Source organism: Streptomyces sp. NBC_00727 (assembly GCF_045161745.1).
Classification (GTDB): Bacteria; Actinomycetota; Actinomycetes; order Streptomycetales; family Streptomycetaceae; genus Streptomyces.
In genome coordinates this window covers 7037243-7050198 of sequence record NZ_CP108981.1, presented here as the reverse complement: position 1 = coordinate 7050198, position 12956 = coordinate 7037243, and the positions used below count along the sequence as shown (strand labels likewise).

At 70.6% G+C, this 12956-nt stretch carries 11 protein-coding genes; 8 read left to right on the top strand and 3 right to left on the bottom strand.

Annotation, left to right across the window (positions count from 1 at the left end; translation table 11 throughout):
• Positions 1–61: 61 nt before the first annotated feature.
• The 3 genes from OG242_RS31765 to OG242_RS31755 all read right to left on the bottom strand — a co-directional run bounded on the left by OG242_RS31765 (position 62) and on the right by OG242_RS31755 (position 3824).
• Complete coding sequence (locus OG242_RS31765) at positions 62–1171, bottom strand: Gfo/Idh/MocA family protein (RefSeq protein ID WP_405901452.1); 1110 nt, start codon at positions 1169–1171, stop codon at positions 62–64.
• Positions 1172–1227: 56 nt separating this feature from the next.
• A complete protein-coding gene (locus OG242_RS31760; RefSeq protein WP_405901451.1) occupies positions 1228–2424 on the bottom strand; it encodes a Gfo/Idh/MocA family protein in 1197 nt (398 codons plus the stop codon).
• An 86-nt stretch (positions 2425–2510) separates the two neighbouring features.
• A complete protein-coding gene (locus OG242_RS31755) occupies positions 2511–3824 on the bottom strand; it encodes a condensation domain-containing protein (RefSeq protein WP_405901450.1) in 1314 nt (437 codons plus the stop codon).
• Between the two features lie 1230 nt (positions 3825–5054).
• Between OG242_RS31755 and OG242_RS31750 the strand changes: the two genes are divergently transcribed.
• Genes OG242_RS31750 through OG242_RS31715 form a run of 8 tightly spaced genes read left to right on the top strand, consistent with a single transcriptional unit; the run spans position 5055 to position 12955 of the window.
• Entirely contained in the window at positions 5055–6401 is a 1347-nt protein-coding gene (locus OG242_RS31750; protein ID WP_405901449.1) for a hypothetical protein, read from the top strand.
• Positions 6398–6994: a hypothetical protein gene (locus OG242_RS31745; RefSeq protein ID WP_405901448.1), complete on the top strand. Its 597-nt coding sequence runs from the start codon at positions 6398–6400 to the stop codon at positions 6992–6994. Before OG242_RS31750 ends, OG242_RS31745 begins: the two co-directional genes overlap by 4 nt.
• Complete coding sequence (locus OG242_RS31740; RefSeq protein WP_405901447.1) at positions 6991–8187, top strand: YcaO-like family protein; 1197 nt, start codon at positions 6991–6993, stop codon at positions 8185–8187. Before OG242_RS31745 ends, OG242_RS31740 begins: the two co-directional genes overlap by 4 nt.
• An 11-nt stretch (positions 8188–8198) precedes the next feature.
• Entirely contained in the window at positions 8199–8987 is a 789-nt protein-coding gene (locus tag OG242_RS31735) for a SagB/ThcOx family dehydrogenase (RefSeq protein WP_405901446.1), read from the top strand.
• Positions 8974–10029: a JmjC domain-containing protein gene (locus OG242_RS31730; RefSeq protein WP_405901445.1), complete on the top strand. Its 1056-nt coding sequence runs from the start codon at positions 8974–8976 to the stop codon at positions 10027–10029. Before OG242_RS31735 ends, OG242_RS31730 begins: the two co-directional genes overlap by 14 nt.
• 1 nt (position 10030) lies before the next feature.
• Positions 10031–11161, top strand: a complete 1131-nt coding sequence (locus tag OG242_RS31725) for an insulinase family protein (RefSeq protein ID WP_405901444.1) — start codon at positions 10031–10033, stop codon at positions 11159–11161.
• A gap of 38 nt (positions 11162–11199) precedes the next feature.
• A complete protein-coding gene (locus tag OG242_RS31720; RefSeq protein ID WP_405901443.1) occupies positions 11200–11745 on the top strand; it encodes a hypothetical protein in 546 nt (181 codons plus the stop codon).
• Positions 11729–12955 carry an MFS transporter gene (locus OG242_RS31715; RefSeq protein ID WP_405901442.1) on the top strand — a complete coding sequence of 409 codons (1227 nt, stop codon included), beginning with the start codon at positions 11729–11731 and terminating at the stop codon, positions 12953–12955. Before OG242_RS31720 ends, OG242_RS31715 begins: the two co-directional genes overlap by 17 nt.
• Position 12956: the final 1 nt, after the last annotated feature.

Genomic DNA, 12956 nt, shown 5'->3' with positions numbered 1-12956 from the left:
TCCGGGATTCTGACAATCCGTCAGTAACCCAGAAGGTGCGACCCCGCGGACGGCACGGGCGTCATCGCGGCTGCGGCATCTCCGGCCGCGCGTTCGCCGGGACCGCGTCGGGCCGCTGGAAGCCGCTGTCCACCCGGCGGGCGGTGCCCGACTCGGTCGCCGCGAGCAGGGACTCCATGACGTCGAGGACGTGGTAAGCGAGATCGGCACTCGCCCGATGCGCTCCATCCGTCGCGATGGCGTACGCCATGTCCGCGATGCCGATGCCCCGTGCCCCGCCCGCGTAGCCGCCGAGCACCGGCAGCGTCCGCCAGGCGGAGTCCCCGTCGTGGGAGACGCGGACGTCGCCGCCGAAGCTGTTCGGGTCGGGCACCGACAGCGTGCCCTCCGTGCCGTACACCTCGATCCTGGGCAGCGTGCTCCGCCACACGTCGAAGCTCATCATGAGCGTGGACAGCGCCCCGCCCTCGTGCTCGAGCACCCCGGTGACGTGCGTCGCCACGTCCACGGGGAACGTGGTGCCCGCCCGGGGGCCGCTGCCGATCGTGCGAGTCCGGCGCGGGGTCACGGACAGGCCGGTGACGCGCCGCACCGGGCCGAGGATGAGGACCAGCGCGGTCAGGTAGTACGGGCCCATGTCGAGGATCGGTCCGCCCCCGGGCCGGTAGTAGAACTCCGGGTCGGGGTGCCAGCGTTCGTGCCCCGGGGTGGTCATGAAGGCGCTCGCCGCGATCGGGGTGCCGATCTCGCCCTTGTCCACGCAGACCCGCGCGGTCTGGATACCGGTGCCCAGGACCGTGTCCGGTGCGCAACCCACCCGTACGCCCCGCGCCGAGGCGGCGGCGAGGATCGAGCGGGCGTCGGCGGTGGTCATGGCGAGCGGCTTCTCCCCGTACACGTGCTTGCCCGCGGCGATCGCGGCCAGGGAGACCTCCAGGTGAGCCTCCGGAGTGGTGAGGTTGAGGACGAGGTCCAGCTCGTCCGAGGCGTAGAGCTCCGTCAGGCTCGTCGCACGTGCCCCCGGGAACCGCGCGACCGCGGTCCGAGCGTGTTCCGGGTTGCGCGTGGCCACCTGGAGGGGACGCACGTTCGGCATCCTCGACAGCGTTTCCAGGTATTCGCCGCTGATGTTGCCCGCACCCACCACGCCGATCCCCAACGGGCCAGTCATGTCGTCTCCTCCTGTGTGGTCATCGGAAGGCGGGGAACCGACGGGCGGCTCCCCGCTCATCTGGCCGCCGTCCGCGGCATGGCGGGGGCGAGGGTCAGTTTCTTGTCGTCGGAGGCGGGCAGCGCCACGTCTTCCATGACTCCGCGGCCCTCGGAGAGCCGGAGGCTGACGTCCAGCACATGGAGGGAGAAGTCCGCGGACAGGAAGGGCTGTTCACCCTTGAGGGCCGCGGCGGCCATGTCGGCGACCCCCGCGCCGACCGTGAGGTCATGGGTGTCGTCGTACCGGTGCTGCGCGGGCGGCACGACAAAGGGCAGCTGCTCCGCCTCCTGCAGATACGCGTTGGTCTTGCCGCTCGTCCTGGCGTGGCGCTGGAGCATGACCGGCGCGGATGCCTGCCACACGTCGCTCACGGTGAGGACCCCTTGGTCGCCGACGACGGTGAGCGATAGGTCGGCAGGCGCGACCCAGCCTATGCTGAGCCGGCAGACGGTGCCGCTCGCGAACTCCAGGAAACCCAAAGAGACATCAGGTGCGAGTTCCGTCTTCCCCGGCCACTTGTCCTCGAGTTGCAGGGAAGTGTGGGCCGCCATCCGCACCACCGGACCGAACATGGCCACCAGCCAGCTGAGTTGGTACCCCGCGTGTTCCATCACGCATCCGTTGGCGACCTCGTCCAGATACGGCCACGGCACACCCCGCCGGCTGCGCCACTCGGTGTAGGGCATGAAGGCGAGAGCACCCATGTCGAGCGAAGCGTGCGCGAGGAGCGGCTTGCCGATCAGGCCGTCGCCGACAGCGCGCAGCAACGTCTGTGCGGCCTGGCTGAAGATGGTCGAGGGGGCGCTCGACAGCAGGAGCCCTCGCTCCCTGGCCAGCTCGACGAGCTCCGTCGCCTCCGGGAGGCTGGAGGCGAGTGGCTTCTCCGAATAGACGTGTTTGCCGGCCAGCAGCGCCGCCTTGCTCACCGTGTAGTGCTGTGGCACCGGGGTGAGGTTGACGACGATGGCGACGTCCGGGTCGCCCAGCACTTCGTCGAAGTCGCTGAAGACGCGCCCGCCGTACTCCGCGACGAACGTGGCGGCGCGCTGCTTGTCCACATCGAAGGCGCCCTTGATCTCCACGTGCCGGTAGTTGGGCATCGTCGCGCCGTAGAAGTCGGCGGCGTATCCGCAGCCGACGAAGACCACGCCCACCGTCTCGCCGGACGGCTCCAGCGGGACTCCGGCGTGCCTGCTTCCTTCGTTTGCCATGTTCTTCTCTCCCGAAATGGTGTCAAGGGCTGTCGTGCGGGCGCCAGGGGGGCGGTGGAGCCGATTCGGGCACCACCGGCGCGGCGTCAGCCGGCCAGAGCGCGTCGGACCAGGTACTCCTCCAGGCCGCGCAGGACCGCCTCGGCCTGCGCGGGAGGGATGACGGCGTCGTCGCAGACCAGGTGGATACGCGCGGTGGGCCCGCCGTCCAGCACATAGGCGAACATCGTCGCGTCCCTGACGCGGTGTGTGGCGACGGCGGTCACGTGCGCGTCGCCTGGCTGCCACGAGGCCAGCTCCCCGGCCCGGTGCTCCAGACCGTCCCAGCCGCGCGACCTCCTCGCATCGTTGAAGTAGAAGGAGAGGTCGGGAGCCGTGCCGCGCTCCGTCATCGCGGCAAGCTTCTCGCGCCAACGCGTGGTGTCGTACCGGGCTTTGGCGTAGCCGCGGATCGCCGAGTCCTGAGTGGCCCTCAGGTATGCGTGGACGGTGCCTTCTCCGTCCGCCGGCGGGATCACGTGCAGACCGATCTGCAGGGCAATCCCGGTGAATCCGGCGAGGTCCGGGTGGTGCCGGTTGCTGGCGACCAGCAGCAGGGCGGCGGGAGGGTCGGCGAGCACCGGACGCAGGGCGGCCCCCAGCGCCGCGAGCAGGACGCTCGACGTGTTCACGCGGTGCCGGGTGGCGACGGTCTGAGCGGCCACGGCGGCCTCCCGCGAATGCAGGGCCCACTCCGTGTACGACCCTGCGGAGGGCAGCCGGAAACCGCGTCCCGGCGGCAGCGCGGACAAGGCGTTCGACCACTGGGACAGCGCGGCTTCACTGCGTTCCCGCATGCGGTCCGTGGCCTCACGGCGTACCAGGTCGCGAACGTGCGGGGTCTCCTCGGCGGCCCCCTCCAGGCCGCGCTCCAGGAAACCGGCGACCAGGGAGTGGCTGAAGGCGTCGAACACCAGGTGGGAGTAGGCGACGGCCAGCGCGTGGACCTCGTCGCCGTCGGCCACCAGGCCGAAGCGGACCGGCAGGTCGGTGCCGGGAGAAAAGGCGGCGCCGGCCAGCTCCGAGGCGAGGTCCGCAGCCGCCTTTGCGGGGTCCCCGCCGGAGTCGAGAACCCGGATCGGCGCGGCGACCGCCGGCCGGATCACCTGGGCGCGCCGGGTGACGTCGAAGGTCGTACGGGCCACGTCGCACTCGGCGAAGAACCTGGTCAGCGCGGCGAGCACCTGTCCGATGCCGTGCGGCGTCCGGAGCAGCCGCCGCCGCGGCAGGTTCAGGTCCCGTGCCTGTGTCCCAAGCGCCAGCACGTATTCCCACATGGTCGCCTGCGCCCAGGTGAGCGGGTAGTTCCTGGTCTCACTGTCCCGTCCGGACGCCTCTATGACGGTGTGTGCCTCGGTCATCACGCTCCCTGTCTTTCCAGCACGGAACAACCCACTGCGTCCCCCTCCCTCGCGCAGTCGCGCGCCAAGGGGGTTTCGTGCCCGGCGGACGGCGCCTTCGCATGCGGGCCTTCGTCCCGGCAGCGCACAGAAAAACACTCATCGCCAAGCGGAATGCACAAACCCAACGGGCGCCGGCCTGCCCGATAACGTTTTCCCTCGTCGTCTTCCGCCATCCTGCATCGTGTACCCGATGTCATGTGAGTGCATTCGCCGTCGTGCGGTGGGGCCGGGTGAAGGCCGGACACGGTTCAGAGCCTTTTCGGACCTGGTACATCAGCTCGTTCAACCGGGCCGGGGAGGCGGCTGCGGTAACCGGATTCCCGACGAAAAGGACTGCCTCCGCCGGAACGCCAGGGGAATTTCTACCCGCCCGGGCTGGCTCTGTCCAGACCCGACCGGCTGTTTTTGACGTGCGATTACCTGCCGCCGGCGCGCGTTCTCTGAACCGCCGCAGACGGTGGGCGAACGCCGGCCGAGAGGCCTGGGGCGCTTCCGTTTTACTGCGGTCCTTTCATCGGGCAAAACGGTTCTCCGGTCGGTCTTCGGTACGTAACTTCACTTTCGATGTGAAGTTCCTTTTTGTGACGAACTCCGAAAGCTGGCTACATTCTGTGACTTGCGGGGCCGTATCTCCTCGGAAGCTCCAGAGATATCCGCTATGTCCGGTTGATTGATCGCAGTCACGTGACCGTGGCCAGATTTGTCAATCCGCTTGACAAACCTGTTCGCGGAACTGGACCGTATGGAGGTCTCTTTCGGGACGTCACTTTGCGCAAGCTCTTTCTACGAGAGGTAGGCCCGGCATGGTGCACCAAGCGATGGTTCCGGCGTCCAGTGACAATGGACGTGCTCGCGCGATGGTTCCCGCGTCCAGCGACAATGGGCGTGCTCATGCGATGGTTCCCGCGTCCAGCGACAATGGGCGCGCCCGCGCGATGGTCCCGGCGTCCAGCGACAACGGGCGCTGATTACGCCGAAGTAATCCGTTTCGGACATCAGGTGTGCACGGATTTCGCTCCGGCGTACCTGTAGACCGCACGAACTGATCGGCACGCGAAAAGCGGCATTCGCCGCGTAAGGCTTCGGCGCCGGGAATTCCGGCGCCGAAGCCGCGCGTCATCCCCTGGACGTCAGCAATGGACGGTCGGCGCTCACGCGCGACCGCGACACCCTGATCACGAGGACACCGTGCCGCCTGATGGAGAGAACTTCGGCGAGGCCGTCGACGCATGGATCGACGTCGTCGCCGAAGGCTGCGACGTTCCTGCCGCCTTGACGACCGATGCGGCGGCGGCATCCGCCGACTTCATGCTGTGCGCCCTGATCGGCCGGACACTGCTCGGCGGAGCCGACCGGCACCCCGGAAGCCCTCCGGCACGGCTGGGCGCCGTGGGATTCCCCCTCTGGTGGACCGGGAGAAGCTCAACCGCCGCGCACGCGGCCCGTGCGAACCTGCTCGCCGGAATCTCCGCCGACTTCGACTCGGTGCACTACCTCGCCGGAGGGCACCTTTCCGCCTTCCTGACCCCCGTGCTCTTCGCGCGGCCCGATGTCCCGCTGGACACCGCTCTGCGCACCCAGGCGCTGGCAACGGAATTCGCCGTACGCCTGGGGCAGGCGGTCAAGGACCCGGCCCGGGCCAACGGCTTCCACGTCACCCCGGTGATCGGGGGCCTGGCCACCGTCTACGCCCTGGCCCGGTGGCGCGGGCTGCCCGCCGAACGCGTCAGGTGGTGCCTGCGCCTGTTCCTCTCGACGTACCGCTCGGACTACGGACTTTTGAGCAGCGACGGACGCCTGTACCAGATGGGGCAGGCACTCAGTCAGGTGTTCGCGGCGGTGGACGAGGGCGGTACACACACCAGGATCGACCAGCGGGCCGCGCGGGAGTGGTGGCGGCCCTTCTCCGCGATGGGCGTCCCGATGAACACACCCGCGGCCTCCTCGCAGGAGTGGCTCTCGGCGCTGGGCCACACCTCGCTGAAGCCCGTGCCGTGCTGTGCGTACTTCTTCGAGACACTGGAGACGGCGGCGAGCGTGCGCCGGCAGGTCCCCGGCGACGGCCTGCGCCACCTGAACGTCGACGTCCCGGAGTACGTCCTCGCCGCACACCGCCCCTCCGTGAGAGCCGACTGGCTCGAGCCGTTCGACCTCGTGCACAACCTCGCCATCTGCTGGGCGCTGGGCAGGAACTCCTGGACCCCGCTGGCAGAGACACCCATCGAGGCCGTCCGGCGGATCGCCGAGGCCATCACGCTGCACCCCGTGCCCGACAACGCGGCGGTGACCGTGACGGCGGTGACGGACGACGCCACCGTGACCGCGCGGGCCGCGCAACGGCAGGAGCCCGGAGTCGCCGTCAGGGCACTGCGAAGGAAAGCCGAGATCGTCAACGCACACCTCGACCGGGAGCAGCACCGGCCAGAGGTGTCCGCCGACCCACGTCAGCTGCTGCGCGACCTCCTCGATTCGTGTGGTGAAGACCGTCACGGGCGCCCCCCGGGCGCACGTCAGGCCGATGGAGTACTCCGATGACGTTCCCTCCCGTTGAGATCTCCACCGTCTGTCTCCACCCCTCCTCGTCGCATCCGTCCATCGCGACGGAGCTGACGACACTGCTGTTCGACGGCGGGGGCCCCGGCACGGCGGAGCACGACGCGGCCATGGCACGGAAGACACTGTGCGTGGCCATCGTCGGCGCCGACGGCGTCGACGACCTCCTGCCGCATGCTCTCGACTGGACGCGGCGCGGTGGCCTCCTGCTCCCCGTCGTCGTCGACGCGCGGCACACCTCGGTCGGCCCGCTCACCAACCCAGGGTTCTCCGCCTGCCTGCAGTGCGCCTGCTACAGCGGTCTTCTCGACCCGGAACCGGCGCCCGCCGGCGCGGACGGGCCCGGTGATCCGGCCGACGTCCCCTGGCTCGTGGCGAAGCTCGTCGCCGTCACCGTCGCCCGGGAGGTGCACCGGATCACGCGCGACACCAAGGCCCTGCCCATGACCTTGGGCGCGCTGGCCCGTATCGACCACGCCTCCGGGACCGTCGGCTTCCGGAACGCCGGCCAGATCGACGGCTGCGAGACGTGCTCTGCGCTGCTGGAGTCGGTCTTCCAGGGAAGCGCGAGGTGAGCGCCGTCCACGTGCCCCTGCCGCAGCGGGTGCGGCAGTTGGAGGAGCTCCTCCTCGGGCGGGCCGGCCACGTCTCCACGCTGGACCCCCTCGACGACTTCTACAACGACGAGCCGCGGGGACAGGGCTGGGTCGCCCAACTGCCGCCCAACGCCCACCTCCCATGGGGATCGGCCCCCCACCCGCGGGCCACCGGTGGCCGCGGACGAGGCGAACTCGCCCGCCTCAAGGCCCTGATGGAGGCCGCCGAGCGGGTCTGCCTGAGCACCGTGCCCAGCGACGGCCTCCTGTACGGGACCGCCTCGGAGCTCGGCGCCTGCGTCGCCGCCGAGGAATTCCCCCAGCCCTGGAAGGACTCCCCGGTCTGGCAGTCGCCGATGCACTGGTGCGGCGCCACCAGGATCGGCTCCCCCTCCTCCAAGGCCGTCCTCGTGCCGGCGCAACTCGTCTACTGCCCGTTCCACGAGCCCGACGAACGGGCGATGCTGTGGGACCCGAGCAGCAACGGCGCGGCTGCCGGCTTCTCCTTCGACGACGCGGTGGCGCGCGCGACCCGGGAGGCGTTCGAGCGGCACGCCCTCATGCTCTCCCACTACCTGCGGCTCGGCGGCCGGGAGATCGACTGGCTCGGCCTGCCGCTCGACCCGGGCGCCGTGGCGATGGGCCTGGAGGCACAGGCGCTGGGGCTGCGGCTGCGGGTCGCGTGCCTGACCGAGAACCCCTTCCCCGTCGTGGTCTGCTGCGCCGTCGACCCGTCCGACAGGTTTCCCTCGCTCACCACGGGCAGCGCCTGCGGCGAGACGCTCGCGCAGGCCGTCGGCGGCGCGATCAGCGAGGCGCTGCACGCCCGCAGGCAGGCCCGGGACTTCCTGACGAACGTGCCGGCGACGGACATCACCGACCTCGAAACGATCGAGGACCGCGTCGTCCACTGGGGGCAGCCGCAGACCGCGCGGAAGCTCGACTACCTCTTCGGGGACGCGACGCCCCTTGACGGCGCCTACACCAGCGGCGGCCTGGACCTGGGGTACGCGGCGGACATCACGACACCGCTCCTGCGCGAAGCCGGCGTCTTCGTCGTCAAGGTGGTCCACCCGCGCCTGCAACCCATGTTCTTCAACGAGAACCAGAAGCTGATTCTGGGTGCTCCGGATCAGGGTGCGCTGTCACCCGATCCGCACCCCTATGCCTGACGGAAGTGAGTATGAAGGCAGACAAGGGAGCGGCTCCTTCGGCGCTCGACTTTCACCGGACCACGTACGCCGACGCGGCGATGCTCTCCGACTGGGTGATGCTGCCCGTCGACCAGTGGCCCGACGAGTGGTTCACGTACAACCAGAAGACGTTCCCGCGGTTGGAGAGCCTGGTGCTTCCGGAGCCGGCGGAGCCGCCCGCGGGCCTCGGCGCACAGTGGCTCGCCCACCGGGTCAGCAGCCGCACCGCCCTCGCGGAGATGTCGCTCGCCGACCTCTCCCAGGTCCTCTGGTACACGACGCACTCCGAGCCACCGGAGCAGCACACCCCCGGCAACTGGCACCGGCCGTACCCCTCGGCGGGCGGGCGCCTGGGGTGCGAGTTCTACGTCATCGCGCAGAACGTCGCCGGCCTGGAACCGGGCGTCTACAGCTACGGCGTGGCCCGCCACCAGCTGACCCGGCTCCGCCCCGCTCTGACCGGGCACACCATGAGCCTCCTCTTCGGCGACGGCTGGGTGACGCGCACATGCGCAGTGCTCGCCCTCACGGTCTCCCTGGACCGGCTGCAGATTAAATACGGCCCCCGGGGGTTCCGTTACGGCCTGGTGGAGTCCGGTGCCGCCGCGCAGACGGCCTGTCTGGTGGCCGGCGCCGCGTCCATCGGCACCTGTGTGCTCGGCGGGTTCGCCGACGTCCCGATGAGCCAACTCCTTTTCTGCACACCGGAATCCGAGATACCCGTCGCCACCATCGCCTTCAGCCGCATCGAGGAGGGCCACCGAGATGATCGTCACTGACGACGCGGTCGAGCCGGTTCTCGGCCTCTCCAGGACCGAGCTGGCGGAGGCGATGGGGCGCCGGTGGTTCCACCGGCCCGGCGCGCTGTCCCCAGGCGGCGCCTTCACCTGGGGCGACCTCAACAGGGCCCTGCAGTACGGCAACCTCGGACCCGACCAGATCCGGCTCGTCGGCGGCGAGGTACCGGTCGGCGACCTCTTCCGCGTCGCCGTGGCCGGCGGCGGCCGTGCCTTCCACCGGGTTGTCCCGGAGGCGGCGCACCGCGCCCTCGCGACCGGCGCGACGCTCGTCATCGACCAACTGGACCTGATCGACCCGTGGGCCGACCGGATCGCCCGAGCCCTGTCCGGCATCTTCACCGCCAGGGTGCAGGCGAACCTGTACGCGTCGCTCCGCCGGGCACCCGGGTTCGGCGCGCACCAGGACACCCACGACGTCTTCGTGGTCCAGGGCAGCGGCAAGAAGCACTGGACGGTGGGGACCGAGACCGGGGCCACCAACCTGACCATGTGCCGGGGCGACGTGCTGTACCTGCCCGAAGGGACCCGGCACGACGTCGCCACCGACGCCGAGGGCTCCCTGCACATCACCTTCGCCATCCCGCGCCCGAACCTGCGCGAGCTGCTGGCGTGGGCGCTCGACGGCTCCCGCGACGCGCGCCTCCTCGCCCCCGTCGGCACCGGCGACACGGCGGCCCGGACAGCGGCGCTCACAGGGCAGGCGGACGCACTCACCGACGCCGAGGTGCACTCGTTCGTCGAGGAGCGGCTGCACAGCGGGATGGCACCCTCGTTCGTGAACCTCCCCTACGCCGGCCAAGGTGCCCCCGCGGTGCGGGACGCCCCCGTGCTGTTCGCCCGGCGGTCCTTCGCCGCCGTCCTGCCCGACGGAGCGGACCAGCACGCCCGGGTGCTGGAGTGCCTGAGCGCGACCGAGCCGATGGCCGTCGAAGAACTCTTCGCGGCCAGCGGCGTCGACAAGGCCCTGGAGGTGGTGTGCGAACTCGCGCAGCAGGGCCTGATCAGCCTGTCGGAGCGCTGAGATGAACCGCGTGTACGAGGCGGCTCCGGGGCTGGGCTGGTGCGAGGAGAACAGCGACATCGGGGCGTTCGCGCTGGGCTTCCCGGCGGGGTTCCGCGCCGAAGGCGCCGGCCGGCCGGGCCTCGCCCACTTCACCGAACACCTGCTCATGGCGCCCAGGGACGAAAGCGCCCATCCGTACGCGCAGTTGGAGGAGCGCGGGTTCCTGCTGGAGGCACAGACGCGGCGCGACCACCTCACCGTGAGCCTCAGCGGGCCGCAGAAACACCTGCTGGGCGCCGTCGAAACCCTCGTCACCCACCTCGTCGACCGTCGCCGGCCGGGCGGCGCCGCCCGGCAGCAGGCGGAGATCATCCACAACGAGGTACTGGAGAAGACCGGGCTCGACCCCGCGTCCGACCGGTGGCGCTGGTGCGTCCCGGTGCCGGGCGGGGCGATCGGCGCCGATCACGACCCGGTCGTCGCCCCCGCACTGGCCGGTCTGGTCGTCTACGCGGACGCCTGGCAGGGCTTCGCCGCCGAACACGTCCGCCTCGAGGAGTGCGCCGCCGCCGTGGCGGCCGATCCCGCGGTGGTCAGCCCCGAGGACGTGACATCGCTGCTGGGCCCCAGGTCGCTGCCGCGTGCCAGGCCCGCCGTCGCGCCCGCCTCCTTCGCCGCCGCGGGGGATGGCAGGCCGGCGCCGCGCGAGGAGGTCGTCCTCCCCGTCCGGGACGGCGGCCTGCCCGGCCAGAGCGCCGCTCTGGTCGCCGCCAGGCTGATCGGCGAGGCGCTCGCCGCGGCGACCGGATACCCGAGCGTCCCCGCGCACTACGGCCTGTTCGACGAGTGGTTCAGCGAGGACGCCCCGACCGTCCTCACCGTTGCCGTGCCCCCGGGGTCCGACCCCGACGCGCTGGAGCGGTCCGTCGGAAACGCCCTCCGATCCGCCACCGAGCCACGCACCCTGGCCCGGGTCTGCGCCCAACTGTCGGACGAGTGGAAGAGACGCATGGGCACCCCCTCGGCAGCCTCCCGGCTGACGGCGTGGATGCTCCTCGGAGAACGCATGGGCGTCCCTTTCACGGACGTCGACGCCGGACTCGTCACCCGGAGCCTCGAAGCGGCCGTGCTTCCCGGGGGGTCACGGTGACGCGTCCCACCACTCGGGTGAACCGCTGGGGAACGACCATGGACCTCGTCTCCCGCCCGTCCCACGTCACCGCGACCACGCCGGTGAACGTGGTCTGCGCCGACGACGTGCGCGCGTGGCTGTGCCTGTGCGAGTACGTCGCGGGCAACTTCACCAGCCCCCTCATGCGCGCGGGCCGGCTCACCGGGACGCTGTTCCGGGTCCGGCTGGCCCTGCTGCCCGGCCTCCCCGGCAGCGGCGTCCTCGCCCTCACGTTCACCTCGTCCGAGGCGTCGGAGCGGACGAACCTGGCGCTGGTCCACCAGGCGCTCGAAGACGTCGTCGAGGAGGGCGGGGTGCCGCCCGCCCACTGGCGCCGTGCGGCCCTGACGCTGAGGACCCGGCTAGCCACCAGCGACCCCCTGCCGCGGCGCTCCCCCTGGGGCCGCCCGCCGTACGACTGCCGCCTCGACGACCCGCTGACGTGGGCGGAGCGGCATCCACCCCAGCACGAAACCCACCGGCCCGCACTGGCGGCACTCGCCCGCCGGCTGTCGGACCGTCGATCGGCCCTTGAGGGGGATGGTGATGAGTTTCTCCGCTGAGCGGGAGTCGCCCATCAGACTTCTGCGCAGGATCAGCACGGCATCGAGCCTGGAGGACGGCGCCTTCACCCTGGTACTGCCCGTCCTCGCCCAGCAGTCCACCGGCGACCTCGGGGTGGCCGCGGTCTTCGTCGCGGTGACAGCCCCATGGGCGCTGGTCTCGCTGCCGGTCGGATACCTCGCGGACCACATGTCCCGGACGCGGCTGCTGAGGATCACGGCGTTCGCGCGGACCGGACTCGCCGTGGTACTCGCCGTGTTGTGCGCGTCCGGGAACCCCATGCCCGCGCTCATCGCCATCCTGGCGTTCGGGCTGAGCAGTTGTGGCGTCGCCTCCGAAATCGCCCGCCAGGCGCTCGTACCGCAGCTCGTGGCGGATTCCAGCCGGCTCGTCTCCGCCAACACGGAGATCGCCAAAGTCTCCCAGCTCTACGGGGGTTTCGTCGGACCGCTGGTGGGCGGATGGCTGCTCCTGTGGAGCCAGTCCCTCGCCACCGCTTCGCTCGCCGTCTTCGCCGCGATCACGATGCTCGTCACCCTCGGACTGCCGAGGACCCCGGCGTTGCACGACGAGCCCATGCGATTGCGGACGATGATGACGGCGGGGCTGGGCGGATTCCACCAGATCTACCACCACCGCATGCTCCTCACCCTGGCGTCGCTGAGCTTCACGGTCTCCACCGTCTGGTACGTCTGGGAAACGTCCTTCACCGCCTTCGCGCTCTCCGACAGCGGCCTGGGCGCCTCCAGCCTCACCTACTCGTTCCTCCTCCTGGCCGGGGCGGCCGGGGCGCTCGCCGGCAGCCAGGTCGTGCAGCCCATCACCCGCAGGTTCCCGCTGCGCACCACGCTCGCGATGAGCCTGGTGGGCTGGGGCGTATGGTTCCTCGTGCCCGCGCTCACGTCGAACTGGCTGCCCATCGTCTGCTGCCTCGTCCTCGGCGGCTGCGTGGGACTCATGTGGAACACCATCTCGATCACGGCCCGGCAACTGGTCACCTCCGGGCATCTGCTGGGACGCACCACCGCCGCGTACCGGATGGTGACGCGCACCGGCCGGGCGCTCGGGGCGGCCCTCGCCGGCCTGCTGATGTCACACACCTCCTGGCAGCACATCTTCGGCTCCTGCGCGATCGTCATCGGTGTCGTGGCCGTCGGGATCATCACCTTCTACCGCGACCGGCTCATGCTCGAACCGGAAACGAGGTGAC

Bases quoted from the DNA above. Each gene is read 5' to 3' on its own strand.
- OG242_RS31760 (WP_405901451.1), bottom strand. From the start codon at position 2,424: ATGGCAAACGAAGGAAGCAGGCACGCCGGAGTCCCGCTGGAGCCGTCC.
- OG242_RS31755 (WP_405901450.1), bottom strand. From the start codon at position 3,824: ATGACCGAGGCACACACCGTCATAGAGGCGTCCGGACGGGACAGTGAG.
- OG242_RS31735 (WP_405901446.1), top strand. From the start codon at position 8,199: ATGAAGGCAGACAAGGGAGCGGCTCCTTCGGCGCTCGACTTTCACCGG.
- OG242_RS31745 (WP_405901448.1), top strand. From the start codon at position 6,398: ATGACGTTCCCTCCCGTTGAGATCTCCACCGTCTGTCTCCACCCCTCC.
- OG242_RS31725 (WP_405901444.1), top strand. From the start codon at position 10,031: ATGAACCGCGTGTACGAGGCGGCTCCGGGGCTGGGCTGGTGCGAGGAG.
- OG242_RS31765 (WP_405901452.1), bottom strand. From the start codon at position 1,171: ATGACTGGCCCGTTGGGGATCGGCGTGGTGGGTGCGGGCAACATCAGC.
- OG242_RS31720 (WP_405901443.1), top strand. From the start codon at position 11,200: ATGGACCTCGTCTCCCGCCCGTCCCACGTCACCGCGACCACGCCGGTG.
- OG242_RS31715 (WP_405901442.1), top strand. From the start codon at position 11,729: ATGAGTTTCTCCGCTGAGCGGGAGTCGCCCATCAGACTTCTGCGCAGG.
- OG242_RS31730 (WP_405901445.1), top strand. From the start codon at position 8,974: ATGATCGTCACTGACGACGCGGTCGAGCCGGTTCTCGGCCTCTCCAGG.